Raw genomic sequence first — 14,366 nt, 5'->3', positions numbered from 1 at the left:
GCGACAGCCGGTTTCCGGCGGCCAGACCCGGAAACCGGCACTCCCGGCCTTGGTCAGCCGCACCAGATGTCGAGCGAGCTGGCGCGGTTGTTGCCGACGGCGTTGTCCGCCAGGAACCCGTCGTTCGAGTTCTGTGTGAACGTGCTGTGGGCGCCCGTGTAGTAGGGGTGCTGCCAGAGGGTGGAGCTGCAGCCGATCCGGTTCCGCACGGAACTCGTCTCGTTGTTCATGGTGCGCCATGAATTGCTGAAGTCCCAGTTCAGCCAGTGGTTGTCGGCGAAGTTGGAGTCGTCCTTGACGAAGTCACGCCAGTGATCGACCTGGCCCCGGTTGTAGTCGAAGCTCGCGTACAGGCAGACGCGACCGCCGTAGCAGGTGGAGCGGGGGCTGGCCACCGCGGCGGCGGCGGGGACGACCACGGTGAACAGCGCGGCCGCGGCGACGAAGCCGGCGGCCTTTTTGGATAGCCTCACAGGTCTCTCCTCGATCGGTGAGTCGTTTTCGACCACGTAACGTGCGTGCCGAATCGAATGCCGGCCGTTATGGCTCGCCGGGTCCGATGGTGGCTGTGCGCCCATGGCGGGTCGCGTGCCGGGCACGCCGTCACACTCGTATCAACGGGGTGACCTGGGAGTTCTTACTATTGACGCAACTGTTGCCAGCTTTGCAAAAGACCGGGGAATTTGTGGGGCTGGCTCGACCCATTTGAGTATTCAGAAATTGGTCTATTCGGGGAGTGCCGCCGGGTTCTGCGCCAATAGGCCGCCGTCCACGCGGTGCTCCGCTCCCGTGATGAACGACGAGCGCGGGCCCGCCAGGAACGCCACCAGCTCCGCCACCTCCTCGGGCCGGCCCACGCGGCCCAGCGGATGGGCACGGCCCCACTGCCTGACCTGCTCCTCCTGCGACAGCTCGCCCCGCCACAGGTCCGCCGCCCAGCGCAGCATCGGCGTGTCGACCGAGCCCGGGCACACCACGTTCACCCTGATGCCGTCGGCGGCGTGGTCGAGCGCCATAGCCCTGGTCAGGCCGTTGAGCGCGGCCTTGCTCGCGGTGTAGGCGGCCACCCGTGCCTGCGAGGAGAACGCCTGCACTGACGACATGAGCACGATCGAGCCGCCGCCGCGGGCGCGGAGCCGTGGGATGGCCGCCTTGCACGCCAGGTAGACGCCCTTGAGGTTGATGTCGAGCACCTCGTCCCAGACATCCTCGGGCGTGTCCTCGACGGTCCCATAACGTTGCACGCCCGCGCAGTTCACGACGATGTCGAGGCCGCCGAACCTGGCCACGGCCAGGTCCACCAGGTCGTGCATCTCGCCGGCCCGGCGCACGTCGGCGATCCGGCCGACGACGTGTTCGGTGTCGAGCTCTGCGTCCTTGTCCACCCCGCAGAACACCACGGACGCCCCGCCGTCGGCCAGGCGATCGACCACCGCCCGCCCGATGCCCATCGACCCGCCCGTGACCAGCGCCACCTTCCCGCCAAAATCGCTCACGCGCCCTCCTTCGTCGGTCGCGTGAGCGATTCGCTGCTGTGTCTGATTGTTCGTTCGCTACGCTCCCTCACGCCATTACCTCCGCGCGCATCTTCAACACCTTCGTCTCGTAGGGGTCCAGGGCGAGGGCCGTGCCATTGGCCACGGCGGCGGCCAGACCGTCGGTCGGCATGCTGGAGAACGGCTCGAGCCCGACCGTGTACACCCGTCCCCACCAGGGGTAGCCGGTGGACGCGCCCAGCTCCTGCCACATCCACAGGTAGGGCAGGACCGACGCATCCCACTCCACCCGCATACCGATATCCCCCGAAATTTCGTACCAACCCTCGTTGAAGCCGGTCAGGTAGACGATGTCGCTCGGTGCCCCCGGCTCCTGCACCACGCTGAGGTCGGTCTCGCCACCCTGGTCGGCGGGCACCTTCGGCCACGTCCACGGCCCACCCGCCGAGACCCGGCGGCCGGCCGGGTTGATCGCCGTCCCATGCGGGATCACCTGGACGCCCTCCGGCAGCCGGATCGTCGCCCCGGGACGCAGAAAGGGCCGCCCATAGACGATGTGCTGCCCCCACATGGCGTGCAGCGGCACCGGGGAGTCATTGGTGGCCATGCCCTCGATCTCCAGCGCGGCCGTGCCCGACCGCAGCCTGAAGACCTTCTCCATCCGGTACGGCAGCCGCCTGGTCCGGACGCTGAGCCGGATCGCGACCTCGTACTCGGAGTCGGAGGTGACCTCGTAGGACCACGGCAGTCCGGCGACCTCGCCGTGCTGGGCCAGCCGCGCGCCCCGGTATTCGCTCGGCGCGCCGCCGCTGGGAAAGATCTCCTGCCAGCCGCCCTCGTAGTGGTCCACGAACTGGGCGACGTCGTCGGCCGCGCCCTGCAGGTGGTCGTGGGGGTTACGCAGGCCCTGCGGGGAGAGCCAGACGAAGTCCGTGTCGGTGGGCTTGTGCAGGAACTCGACGACGTCCCCGCCCTTGTCCGGCACGACGGTCACGCGCAGCCGCTCGTTCTCCAGCACGACCGCCCGCAGCCCGTCGATCACGACGTGCCGCAGGCGGGCGGCCCAGTTGCGTCTCACTGGAAGGTCACGTCCAGGAAGCGCGGCCGGTAGATGGACACGTCGCGGTAGTGGTCGGTGTTCACGAAGCTGTTGACGTTGTACGACACCACCAGCCCGTTGCCGGCGATCTCGGGGTGGGCGTGGGCGTTGTAGGTGAAGATGTTCCCGCCGGTCTCGGGGGTCGTGTAGACGTGCTGCTTGCCGGTGAACGGGCCGAACGGCGAGCACGAGGCGTAGGCCACGATGTTGGCGCTCAGGGCCTCGGTCGTGTCATGCGTGATCAGGACATATCCGGAGCCGACCTTGCTGACGCTGTACTCGTTCGCCACGCCGCTCATGATCCGCGCCGAGTCGGCCTCGTTCGGCGACCAGGTGCCGTCGGCCTTGAGGAACTCCCAGGCGCCCAGCAGGCTCTGGCCCTTGACGCGGGCGACGTGCATGTACTTGGGCGAGCCGAAGTCCTCCACCCCGTAGATGTAGGTGTACCCGCCGTCCTTGAGCATCCCCGACGCCCAGGCCACGCCGTGTCCGGACGGCAGGTCGTGCACGCTGATCGGCCGGTTGAGCCGTCCCGGGGCGAACTTGGCCACCACGTTCCTGTGCCAGCGCCAGTCCCACGCGCCAGGGCCGTACCGCTCGTACTCCTGGTAGGTCACCTCCACCAGCCCGCCGGCGAGCGTCGCGTCGCCGGCCCAGTACCAGTGGCTCTTGTCGCGCGGCGGCATCACGGCGGTGGGCTTCGCGGGGGTGCCGTCGTGGATCGTGGACAACCTGCCGTCGCGTTCGACGGCGAAGGAGTTGTTCAGGAAGACCGTGGTGCCACCCTCCTCGACCACGGGCGGGCGCGAGCCGTCCGGGTTGACCTGGCCGAGGAACGTGTCGGAGAAGATCCAGAGCTCCTTGCCGTTCGGCATCCTGAGTGAATAGGTGCCGTCGGCGCCCGTCCAGTCGTCCAGCCGGCTGTTGTCGTTGCCGTAGGCGGTGAACAGGCTGGTCAGCCGGGCGTCAGTGGTCGCGCTCTTGACTGTGGGGGCGCAGGGGGAGGCAGGAGTAGCCGCTTGCTGTTGCTGCGCCACGGTCGGCACCGGCTTGGGCGGCGCGGCCCATGCGTCCTGCGGCACGGCCGTGAGACCGATAAACGCGATGGCCAGGGGGGCGAGGGCAGAGCGGAATCGCGTCATCACTAATTCCTAGCGGGAGGGGGATTCCCTACAGTTCTAGTCATTAGATCACTTACTGTCTAGGGCCCTCTCCGGATCTTTCACAGGCGCGGCGGCACCGGGGTGAAGGCGCCGCCACCGGAGGGAAAATGTGATGCCCGGCTCGAACGTGCCAGGTAGCCTGCCGGGATGGGCCACGTCGAAGTAGGACATTTGACATACGTGCTGCCCGACGGTCGGCCCCTGCTCAACGACGTCTCCTTCAGGATCGGCGACGGTGTCAAGGCGGCGCTCGTCGGGCCCAACGGCGCGGGCAAGACCACGCTGCTGCGGCTGATCGCCGGCGATCTGCAGCCGGTCGACGGCAGCGTGGCGAGCTCCGGCGGACTGGGCGTGATGCGGCAGTTCATCGGCAGCGTGCGCGACGGCAGCAGCCTGCGGGACCTGCTGCTCGGTGTCGCGCCGCCCGCGGTGCGGAAGGCCGCCGAGCGGCTCGACGAGGCCGAGCTGATGATGATGGAGCGCGACGACGAGAAGACGCAGATGCGGTACGCGCAGGCCATCGCCGACTACACCGACGCGGGCGGCTACGAGATCGAGGTGTTGTGGGACACCTGTACGGTGGCCGCGCTCGGCGTGCCGTACGAAAGGGTGAAATATCGGGAGGTGTCGACGCTGTCGGGCGGCGAGCAGAAGCGGCTCGTCCTCGAGGCGCTGCTCCGCGGTCCTGACCAGACCCTGCTGCTCGACGAGCCTGACAACTACCTCGACGTGCCCGGTAAGGAGTGGCTGGAGCAGCAGCTCAGGGAGACGCCCAAGACGGTGCTGCTGGTCAGCCACGACCGTCAGCTGCTCGCCAACGCCGCCAACCGGATCGTCACCGTCGAATCCGGAAATATCTGGATCCACGGCGGCGGCTTCGCCACGTACGCCGAGGCCCGCAAGGCGCGCAACGAGCGGCTCGACGAGCTGCGCAGGCGCTGGGACGAGGAGCACGCCAAGCTCAAGGCCCTGGTCAACATGCTCAAGAACAAGGCCAGATACAACGACGGCATGGCCGCCGCCTACCACGCCGCCCAAACCCGGCTGCGGAAGTTCGAGGAGGCGGGCCCGCCCGAGGTGGCACCGAGCGAGCAGAACATCAGGATGCGGCTCAGAGGCGGCCGCACCGGCAAACGCGCGGTCATCTGCGAGCAGCTGGAGCTCACCGGCCTGATGCGGCCGTTCGACCTGGAGGTCTGGTACGCAGAACGCGTCGCGGTGCTCGGCTCCAACGGCTCGGGCAAGTCCCACTTCCTGCGCCTGCTGGCGGGGGAGCCGGTCCGCCACCAGGGTGCGGCGAGGCTGGGCGCCCGCGTGGTGCCAGGGCATTTCGCCCAGACCCACGCCAGGCCCGAACTGATCGGCCGCACCCCGGTCGAGATCGTCATGGCCGAGCACGCCAAGCTCAAGAACGAGGCGATGAAGGCGTTGGCCCGCTACGAGCTGGCGGGCCGGGTCGCCGAGCAGCGGTTCGAGACGCTTTCCGGCGGGCAGCAGGCGCGGCTGCAGATCCTGCTGCTCGAGCTGTCCGGGGCCACGCTGCTGTTGCTGGACGAGCCGACCGACAACCTCGACCTGGCCAGCGCTGAGGCGCTCCAGGCCGGGCTCGACGCGTTCGACGGCACGGTGCTGGCGGTCACCCACGACCGCTGGTTCGCCGCCGACTTCGACCGATTCCTGATCTTCGGCTCGGACGGCACGGTCTACGAGTCGCCGGAGCCGATCTGGGACGAGGCCAGGGTCGTGCGGCCCCGTTGAGCCGCCCCGTTTGAGTAGCCCGCTTAAAGAGTTGGTACGGCTGGCGCGTGTCCTCTGCCAGCCGGGCCCATGCTCGGGTTATCACGGCAAAGTGATCCCGCACAGTCGAACCGTCAGCGTACTCGCACTCGGGGCACTCGGGGCGATCTGCCTCTCCGGGTGCACGAGCGAGAAGCGGCCAGCACAACAGCTCAAGCCTCTCGCGCTCAAGGAACAGGTCTCGAACATCGTCAAGTCCGCGGACGGGTATGCCGTCACCTGGGCTGGCGTGCTCGGCAATGCCAACCCGTGGCACTTCGGCGAGCACGTGGTGGCCACGATCGTCGGGCAGGATGCCAAGGGCACCGAGGTCGTCCGGCTGGACCAGCCGCTCGACGCCGTGCCGCCGGGTGGGTCGCTGGCCTTCACCGGGCAGGCCAGCGCCGCCGAGAAACCGGCCAAGGTGAGCATCCAGTACAGGCCCGCGCAATGGCGGTCCGCGGCCCGCATACCCTCCGCTTTCCAGCGGTTCCCCATCACCCGGTCCCAGACATTGCGCCAGAAAGATGGCTCATACCTTATTACCGGATATGTAGGGAATCCGTATCAGACATCGGCCAGCAGCCTGGTCGTGAACGTGTTGTTGCGCGACAAGACGGGCAAACTGCTGGGCGGCGGCAGCACGTTCGTGGACGACGTGAAGGCCGGGAGCCCGCCCAGGTTCATCCTCACCGTGTCGGGGCTCTCGACGCGCGCGGACGTCGCCAGGACCGAGATCACGGCCAGGACCTGGGGTTCGACCGGCCGTCCCTACGAGGATCTGGCGCTCGGCGGGGCCATCCCCGTGCATACGGTCAAGCCCAAGAGCGAGCCGTTCGAGGTGGACCGGAGCACGCAAGTCATGTCGGTCCACAATCAGTGATTTGCCGCATAAAGTGCGAAAAGTCGGGCGGGCTAATCACGCGAAATTCACCTGTGCCGACGATGCCAAATCGGTGGAACTACTAGTTACTAATCCATTACATTCGGTCACATGACCGACCGCGCCCTGGTGGATGCGCTCCGCGCCCGCCATCCCGGCGCCCCCGCCGCGCTCTACGACGCGTACGCGGAGGACGTCTACCGCTATTGCTGGTCCCTTCTGCTGAGCGCCGACAGCGCGCAGGTGGCGCTCCGCGACACGTTGATCGCTGCCGAGGCGCACGCGCGCGCGCTGACCGACCCCGACCGGCTCCATACCTGGCTGTACGCGCTGGCCCGCGTCGAATGCCTCCGCCGCCGCGCGGCCGCGCCGCCGGGCGCCGCCGAGGCGCTGGCCGAGGCGCCATCGCTGGACGACCCTGCCGACGCCGATCTGCGGGTCATGGCGTGGAACGCGGTCCAGGGCCTGCCCGTCGCCGACCGGGAGATCCTGGAGTTGTCGATCAGGCATGGGCAGACCGACCCCGAGCTGGCCCAGGTGCTCGGAGTCCCGGTACGCCAGGTGGAGGAGGCGATGGCGGCCGCTCGTGATCACCTGCGCGACGCGATCACCGCCGAGATCCTGGCCAGGAAGGGCCCGTACGACTGCCCGCGGCGGGCCGCCATACTCTCCGGCTTCTCCGGCGAGCTCACGCCGGGCATGCGCGATCGCCTGGTCAAACACCTCTCGGAGTGCGACATCTGTGCGCCGCACTGCGGCCGGCAGGTTTCGGCGACCAAGGTCTTCGAGCTGCTGCCGCGCACGGCGCTGCCCGACGCGTTGCGCATCAGGGTGATGAGCAGCTTCGTCGACCCCGAGCTGCTGCCCTACCGCCGCTACGTCGCCAGGCGTACGGGCTCGCTAGACGCGGCCGGGTTTCCCCTCCCCGCGGCGAAGACCGTTCGAAGGTGGCCTCAGGCGCTGGCGAGCGCGCTGGCGGCGGTCGCGGCCGTGGTGGCGATAGCGGTGATCTTCCAGGTGATGGGCAGGGATGGTGTAGGCCTGTCAGGGGGTGCGACGGCCGCGGCCCCCGCGACCGGGGAGCCGCCCGCCGTCCGGGTGCCGCGGCAGAGCGAGCCCCAGAACGTGCCGATGACGGTGGAGCCCGTCGTGAAGCCCACGGGTACGACGGGTACGCAGCCCGTCTCGTCGACCGGCTCGCCCGCTCAGGACACCGTATGGCGCCCGCCGTCCATCACCGCGTCGGTGCCCGCGCCGCCGTCGGCCGGCCCCCCGGTCCAGACACCGCCACAGCAGCAGCCAGGGGAGCCACCCACCTGGCGACCGCCGGCAGACCCGCCGCCCGGCGGGCCCCGCGGCGGCCCCCGCGGCGGCCACGGTCCCCGCCCGCACCCGGACAAGCCCCGCCCCTGCAGTCGCGCCTCGTGCCCCACCCGCACTCCGACGCCGACCCCCACCTCCACCCCGACTCCGACTCCGACCCATCAGAGCTCCGCTCCGACGCGGACCGCGACCCCGATCACCACGCCGCCGCAAACGACCAGCCCCACGCCCACCGGCGAGCATTCGGCGACGCCTACGCCGAGCAGCTGACTCCACCCGCCCTGTGCGCCGCCCGCGCCGAGCGGCTGACTCCACCCCCGCCCTCTGTGCCGCCCCCGCAGACCGGCGGCTCCCCCTCCTTCTGTGACGCCACGGGCGTGGCGGGCTTCCTCTCCCTCGGCGACGCCGTGAAGGGTGGGCGACTCCCTTTCTCCATCACGTTACGTGAGCGCATTAGCGGGAACTGTGAGCATAGAGTAACCGCTTGTGGTCAGGGGGACCTATGCGCACCTTCCGGGCAGGGCTGCTGGCTGTCTGCCTGCTCGTCGTGCTGTGCCCGCCGGTCCACGCCGATCCCCCGCCATCCCAGCGCGAGGTGGCGAAGGCCCGTGAAACCGTACAAGAACGGTCGAAGGTGCTGGCGACCGCAAGCGCGAAGCTGGCCACGGCGCAGTCGCGGCTCGCGCGGTTGACGGCCGAGGTGGAGCGGCTGGTCGAGGCGTACAACGGGGAGATGGTGCGGCTGCGGAACGCCGAGCAGGCCGCCTCGCAGGCACAGGCCCGGCTGGCGGCGGCCGACGCCGAGGTCGAACTGGCCAGGCAGGACGTCGCGCTGCTGGCGGCGGAGACGTACGGGGGATGGGGAACGCTGGCGCCGATCGTCGGCATGATCGTCGACCAGGCCGGCGCCGATGGCCGTCTGCACCGGGCCGGCGTGCTCGGGCAGCTCAGCGGCGAGCGGGCGGCGATGCTCGCCAGGCTGCGCGACGCCCAGGAGGTGGCCGCCATCCTCCGTACCCAGGCCGTGAACGCCCACGCCGCCCAGCAGGCCGCCGCCGAGAGCGCCAGGCGGGCGAAGATCGCCGCCGAGACGGCCGTGGCAGGCCAGCGGCGCGAGACGCGGGTGTTGCGGGCCCGTGAGGACCGCCTGCAGCAGCGGGTCGACGCGGCACGTACCCGCGCCGAGCTGCTGGCCCGCCGCCGGGCCGAGGCCGCGCGGGCGGCCGGGCTGGTATCAGGCTCGGCCATGGGCGACGTGGCCGCCAACTGGTCGCTCACCCAGCTCGGCAAGCCGTACGTGTGGGCGGCCGACGGACCGGAGACTTATGACTGCTCTGGGCTGACGATGCGGGCCTGGGAGCGCGCGGGAGTGCGGCTCGACCACTGGACCGGCACTCAATGGACGTCGGGCCCGCACGTGCCGCTGGACCAGCTGCGCCGCGGGGACCTGCTGTTCTTCGCGTACAACACCGGCGACCCCGGCACCATCCACCACGTCGGGATCTACGTGGGGCGCGGCCTGATGGTGCACGCGCCGGAGACCGGCGACGTGGTGCGGGTCGCCTCGATCTGGCGCGGGGACCTGGTGGGCGCCACCAGGCCCCGCTGAAGGATCAGTGGTGGTGGCCGGCGTCCTTGGCGCGCTGGAAGGAGCGCTCGATCTCGGCCTCGGCCTCGGTGCGGCCCACCCAGTTGGCGCCCTCGACGGACTTGCCCGGCTCCAGGTCCTTGTAGACCTCGAAGAAGTGCTGGATCTCCAGCCGGTCGAACTCCGACACGTGGTGGATGTCCTGAATGTGATGCATGCGCGGGTCGGTGGACGGCACGCACAGGACCTTGTCGTCGCCGCCCTTCTCGTCGGTCATCCGGAACATGCCCACCGCCCGGCACGTGATGTAGCAGCCGGGGAACGTCGGCTCCTGCAACAGCACCAGCGCGTCGAGCGGGTCGCCGTCCTCGCCGAGGGTGTGCTCGATGAAGCCGTAGTCGGCGGGGTACTGCGTGGAGGTGAACAGGAGCCGGTCAAGCCTGATCTTCCCGGTCTCGTGGTCCACTTCGTACTTGTTCCGTTGTCCCTTGGGAATCTCAACGACAACGTCGAACTCCACCGCGGTCCTTTCCTCATGGGTCGAGCCCCCGGGCACCCCCGGCCGGGCGTTAATGTCTCGTAGGCGAATTCAAGAGAGAGGGCGGGACACGTGGCGCGGCACGACCGGTGGGTGATGCTGGCCACTCTCGTCGTGCTCCAAGCCCTGACGGTCGTCACCGGCGTGTATGCGATGACCACCGACTTCAGCCTGAGCGCAATGACGAGGCGGACTTCACCGACCGAGCCGACGGCGTCCCCGCAGGAAGGGTCTCCTCCGCCCGTCCCCGTGGTCACCGCGGGGCCTGTGCTGGCCCAGCTTTCGGCAAGGTCAGGAGACGGACCTCTCCCGACTAAGGGTACTTTGACGCGGCAGCTCACCAGCGCCCTGGGTGACGATGCGCTCGGCGACCGCGTCGGCGCCGTCGTGCTCGACGCGACCACCGGTGAGCGAGTCTTCGCCTCCAACGCCGACACGCCCGTCACTCCCGCCTCCACCACGAAGATCGTGACGTGCGCGGCCGCGCTCGCCTCGCTCGGCCCCGACGCCCGCCTGTCCACCAGGGTCGTCCAAGGCGCCAAGCCAGGCGCGATCGTCCTGGTCGGCGGCGGCGACCCGCTGCTCGCGGGCCCCTCTGCGAAGCAGGCGTACCCGAAGCAGGCCAGCCTCGCCACCCTGGCCGCCCGCACCGCCGCGACCCTCAAATCCCAGAACGTCAAGAAGGTCACCCTCACCTACGACACGTCCCTCTTCACCGGATCCCCCACCGCCCTCGGCTGGAAGCCCGGCTACATCCCTGAGGGCAACGTGGCCCCCGTCCACGCGCTCGCCATGGACGAGGGCCGCCGGCAACCGCGCTACAACACGCCCCGCGTGTCCAACCCGCCGGCCTACGCCGCCGCGGCCTTCGCCCGGCTCCTCGCCAAGCAGGGCATCTCCGTGTCGAAGTCCGTAAGCCCGGGCAAGGCCCCTTCCGGCGCCGCCGAGCTGGGCAAGGTCGACTCAGCCCCCGTCTACTCTCTGGTCGAGCACGCGCTCACGCACAGCGACAATGACCTCTCCGAGGCCCTGGCCAGGCACGTGGCCATCAAGGAAGGCCAGCAGGCGTCGTTCGCGGGCGGCGCCAAGGCCGTGACCTCCGTGCTCCAACGGCTCGGCGTGGGCAAGGGCGTCTCGCTCGCCGACGGCAGCGGCCTGTCCACCCACAACCGCATCAGCTCCGGCGCCCTGGCCAAGCTCATCGCCCTGGCCGGCTCCGCGAGCCACCCCGACCTGCACGCCATCGCCTCCGGCATGCCGATCGCCGGCTTCTCCGGCACGCTCGGCAACGGCCGCCGCTTCACCTCCGGCGACAGCAAGGGCGAGGTGGGGCTGGTCCGCGCCAAGACCGGCACGCTCAACCACGTCAACACTCTGGCGGGACTGGCCACGACCAAGGACGGGCGGCTGGTCACGTTCGCGTTCATGGCGGACCGCGTACCGGTCAACGCCGAGCCCGTGCTCGACCGGCTCGCCGCCATCGTCGCGCGTGCTTGATGGCGATCCTTCGGATCGCGGCTTGGCGGAGGCTCCTTCGCGGGTTCGGCTCGGAGCACGTACGGTGGACGTTATGCAGGTGATCGACTGGGATCTGGCCGTCACGACCGGTACGCGCCTGGTGCGCCCCGGCCCTCAAGTGAGCCGGGAGGAGGCCAGGCAGGCCGTCACCGAGCTCCGTACCCTGTCGCGTGAGGCCGAGGGCCACGTGCGCGAGTTCACGAAGATCCACACGGAGACCGCGCCGCAGCCAGCGACCATCGTGGACAGGCCTGGCTGGATCAGGGCGAACGTCGAGGGCTTCCGCGTGGTGCTCGAGCCCCTGACGCAGCGCATGGGCAACAGCTCCAACCCGCCTCCGGCCATCGTCACCGCCGTGGGCTCGCGCATCACAGGCGTCGAGGTCGGGGCCGTCCTGGCCTTCCTCTCCTCGCGGGTCCTGGGCCAGTACGAGTTGTTCCTCCCGCCCGACCCCACCGGCCAGGAGCCGACGGGCCGCCTGACGCTCGTCGCCCCCAACATCGTCCACGCCGAGCGCGAGATGGGCGTCGACCCGCACGACTTCCGCCTGTGGGTGTGCCTCCACGAGGAGACCCACCGCGTGCAGTTCACGGGCGTGCCATGGCTGCGTGAATACGTGCGCTCGCAGATGACCGAATTCCTGCTCGCCTCCGACCTGGACCTGCCCACGCTGCTCGAACGCCTGCGCAACGCCGCCGACACGGTGGCCGACGTGGTGCGCGGTGGCGAGGGCAACCTGATCGACGCCATCCAGTCGCCGGGCCAGAAGGAGATCCTGGACCGCCTGACCGCCGTGATGACGCTGGTGGAAGGCCACGGCGACTATGTGATGGACGCCGTGGGCCCGTCCGTGGTGCCGTCGGTGGCCGACATCCGCGCCAAGTTCGCCCACCGCCGCGAGGGCGGCTCCCGCCTGGACAAGACGGTGCGGCGGCTGCTGGGGATCGAGGTCAAGATGAAGCAGTACGCGGAGGGGTCGGCGTTCGTGCGGACGGTGGTGGGCCGGGTGGGGATGGACGGCTTCAACCAGGTGTGGTCGTCGCCGGAATCCCTGCCGACGACCCCCGAACTCGCCGACCCCGACGCCTGGATCAGCCGCGTCATCGGCACCCCAGCACTCCCCGCCTGACCCCCGCACCAGCCCGTCGAGCGCAAGCTCGGCGGGCCTGCGGCGCGTCGCCGAGGCGTGTCACCCGTCGCGGCGGCCGGCCGGGCTTGGCCGCGTCGCCGGTGGGGCGCGGGGATGGGCGGAGACCGGCGACAATGGCACCCGTGGGTCCACATCCAGCCGTAGCCGACGTCCGGAGGGCCGTGCGTGAGGCGCTGACCGATCTCCCGCACGAAACCCTGGTCCTGGCGGCGTGCAGCGGCGGCGCCGACTCCCTGGCGCTGGCCGCGGCTCTGGGCTTCGTGGCGCCGCGGATCGGGTTGCGGGCCGGCCTGCTGACTGTGGATCACCAGCTCCAGCCCGGGTCGGCCGAGCGGGCACAGCGGGTCGTCGCCCAGGCCGCACGGCTGGACCTGCACCCCGCGGAAGTGCTCACCGTCACGGTCGGCACCGAGGGCGGACCCGAGGCGGCGGCCAGGGAGGCCAGGTACGCAGCGCTCGCCGAGGCGGCCGACCGGCTCCAGGCCGCGGCCATCCTCCTCGGCCACACCAGGGACGATCAGGCGGAGACGGTGCTCCTGGGACTGGCCAGGGGCAGCGGTATGCGTTCACTCTCCGGAATGGCCGCGCAAGCCGGCCGATACCGCCGCCCCTTCCTCGACCTCCCCAGGGCCACCACCGTTGCCGCCTGCCGGGCCCTGGGCCTCACGCCCTGGGACGATCCTCACAATGAGGATCCTCGGTACACACGGGTCCGCGTCCGGAGAAAGGTGCTCCCAGCTCTGGAGGAGCAGCTGGGGCCAGGGGTGGCCGAGGCGCTCGCCAGGACCGCGCGGATGGCACGCGAGGATGCCGATGCCCTCGACCAATGGGCGGAATCGGCGTACCAGGATTGCGCTCTTAGCGATATCGACGGGACCATCACGCTCGCCGTCAAGGAACTGGAGAAGTTGCCCGACGCCGTCAGGCGGAGGGTGTTGCGGCGCGCGGCCGTCGCCGCCGGAGCCCCGTCCGGCGCCCTTTCCGCCACGCATGTGCTGGCCGTTGATCGGCTGGTCACGCGGTGGCGCGGGCAGAAGGCCGCGGACCTGCCCGGGGGTCTGTCCGCGAGCCGGCGGTATGGCACCCTGATACTCGCCATCAGTCCCCACGCGTAAGGAACCACAGGTGGACGCTGCCGACATGGGCAATGACCTGGAGAAGGTCCTCATCCCGCAGGAGGAGCTCCAGGGCAAGGTCAAAGAGCTTGCCGGGCGGATCGACGAGGACTACGCGGGCAAGGACGTGTTGCTCGTGGGCGTGTTGAAGGGCGCCGTCATGGTGATGGCCGACCTGGCCAGGGCACTGCACGTGCCGGTGCAGATGGACTGGATGGCGGTGTCGTCGTACGGCGCCGGCACCAAGTCGTCCGGCGTCGTACGCGTGCTGAAGGACCTCGACACCGACATCATGAACCGCCACGTGCTGATAGTGGAGGACATCATCGACTCCGGCCTGACCCTGCACTGGCTGCTGGAAAACCTTAAATCCCGCAACCCGGCGAGCCTGGAGATCTGCACCGCGCTGCGCAAGCCGGATGCGTTGAAGGTGCCGATCAACGTGAAATATGTCGGGTTCGACATTCCCAACGAGTTCGTCATCGGTTATGGCCTCGACTACGCGGAGAGATACCGGAACCTTCCGTTCATCGGGACTCTCGCGCCGCACGTTTATAAGTAGCACCTCTTGCCTTGGCCGGGAACATCGCGCAACGTGACGTACGTTGATAGGGCAAGGCTGGTGTAGCGGGCGGTCCCTCCGCGCGCTCCGCCGGTGTACCTTCAGACTCCGGAAGGGTGACCACGAGTCCCCTTCGGGTAGTCAGAAGTCGCGGT

13 protein-coding genes are annotated in these 14,366 nt (G+C 69.6%); 8 read left to right on the top strand and 5 right to left on the bottom strand.

Annotation, left to right across the window (positions count from 1 at the left end; translation table 11 throughout):
- Nucleotides 1-53 precede the first annotated feature (53 nt).
- The 4 genes from ACTWPT_RS20310 to ACTWPT_RS20295 form a co-directional block, all read right to left on the bottom strand.
- A complete protein-coding gene (locus ACTWPT_RS20310) occupies nt 54-473 on the bottom strand; it encodes a peptidase inhibitor family I36 protein (RefSeq protein WP_443178992.1) in 420 nt (139 codons plus the stop codon).
- A gap of 252 nt (nt 474-725) precedes the next feature.
- The gene (locus tag ACTWPT_RS20305; protein ID WP_443178991.1) at nt 726-1,496 is read right to left on the bottom strand and encodes an SDR family NAD(P)-dependent oxidoreductase; all 771 of its coding nucleotides are present in this window, start codon (nt 1,494-1,496) and stop codon (nt 726-728) included.
- 67 nt (nt 1,497-1,563) lie between these two features.
- A complete protein-coding gene (locus ACTWPT_RS20300) occupies nt 1,564-2,574 on the bottom strand; it encodes a DUF4432 family protein (protein ID WP_443178990.1) in 1,011 nt (336 codons plus the stop codon).
- Nucleotides 2,571-3,737 (bottom strand): DUF4185 domain-containing protein, encoded by a 1,167-nt coding sequence (locus ACTWPT_RS20295; RefSeq protein WP_443178989.1) that lies wholly within the window; start codon nt 3,735-3,737, stop codon nt 2,571-2,573. The genes ACTWPT_RS20300 and ACTWPT_RS20295 overlap by 4 nt, the downstream gene beginning before the upstream one ends.
- 168 nt (nt 3,738-3,905) lie before the next feature.
- Here ACTWPT_RS20295 and ACTWPT_RS20290 point away from each other — a divergent pair, with 168 nt between their 5' ends.
- From ACTWPT_RS20290 to ACTWPT_RS20275, 4 genes are all read left to right on the top strand, one after another.
- Entirely contained in the window at nt 3,906-5,516 is a 1,611-nt protein-coding gene (locus ACTWPT_RS20290; RefSeq protein WP_443178988.1) for an ABC-F family ATP-binding cassette domain-containing protein, read from the top strand.
- A gap of 91 nt (nt 5,517-5,607) precedes the next feature.
- The gene (locus ACTWPT_RS20285; protein ID WP_443178987.1) at nt 5,608-6,417 is read left to right on the top strand and encodes a hypothetical protein; all 810 of its coding nucleotides are present in this window, start codon (nt 5,608-5,610) and stop codon (nt 6,415-6,417) included.
- Nucleotides 6,418-6,528: 111 nt separating this feature from the next.
- On the top strand, nt 6,529-8,010 hold the full coding sequence (locus ACTWPT_RS20280; protein WP_443178986.1) for an RNA polymerase sigma factor: 1,482 nt from the start codon (nt 6,529-6,531) through the stop codon (nt 8,008-8,010).
- A gap of 232 nt (nt 8,011-8,242) precedes the next feature.
- Nucleotides 8,243-9,349 carry a C40 family peptidase gene (locus ACTWPT_RS20275; RefSeq protein ID WP_443178985.1) on the top strand — a complete coding sequence of 369 codons (1,107 nt, stop codon included), beginning with the start codon at nt 8,243-8,245 and terminating at the stop codon, nt 9,347-9,349.
- Nucleotides 9,350-9,353: 4 nt separating this feature from the next.
- Here the strand turns inward: ACTWPT_RS20275 and ACTWPT_RS20270 are convergent, their stop codons facing one another.
- Complete coding sequence (locus ACTWPT_RS20270) at nt 9,354-9,848, bottom strand: inorganic diphosphatase (protein WP_327587336.1); 495 nt, start codon at nt 9,846-9,848, stop codon at nt 9,354-9,356.
- Nucleotides 9,849-10,190: 342 nt separating this feature from the next.
- Here ACTWPT_RS20270 and dacB point away from each other — a divergent pair, with 342 nt between their 5' ends.
- The 4 genes from dacB to hpt all read left to right on the top strand — a co-directional run bounded on the left by dacB (nt 10,191) and on the right by hpt (nt 14,211).
- Entirely contained in the window at nt 10,191-11,363 is a 1,173-nt protein-coding gene (gene dacB / locus ACTWPT_RS20265) for a D-alanyl-D-alanine carboxypeptidase/D-alanyl-D-alanine endopeptidase (protein WP_443178984.1), read from the top strand.
- Between the two features lie 73 nt (nt 11,364-11,436).
- Nucleotides 11,437-12,513 carry a zinc-dependent metalloprotease gene (locus ACTWPT_RS20260; protein WP_443178983.1) on the top strand — a complete coding sequence of 359 codons (1,077 nt, stop codon included), beginning with the start codon at nt 11,437-11,439 and terminating at the stop codon, nt 12,511-12,513.
- Between the two features lie 134 nt (nt 12,514-12,647).
- Nucleotides 12,648-13,649 (top strand): tRNA lysidine(34) synthetase TilS, encoded by a 1,002-nt coding sequence (gene tilS / locus ACTWPT_RS20255; RefSeq protein WP_443178982.1) that lies wholly within the window; start codon nt 12,648-12,650, stop codon nt 13,647-13,649.
- A gap of 10 nt (nt 13,650-13,659) precedes the next feature.
- The gene (gene hpt, locus ACTWPT_RS20250; RefSeq protein ID WP_443178981.1) at nt 13,660-14,211 is read left to right on the top strand and encodes a hypoxanthine phosphoribosyltransferase; all 552 of its coding nucleotides are present in this window, start codon (nt 13,660-13,662) and stop codon (nt 14,209-14,211) included.
- Nucleotides 14,212-14,366: the final 155 nt, after the last annotated feature.

The organism is Nonomuraea sp. 3N208, from assembly GCF_052245935.1.
In the GTDB taxonomy this organism is placed as follows: Bacteria; Actinomycetota; Actinomycetes; order Streptosporangiales; family Streptosporangiaceae; genus Nonomuraea.
This window is presented reverse-complemented; position numbering and strand designations above follow the sequence as displayed.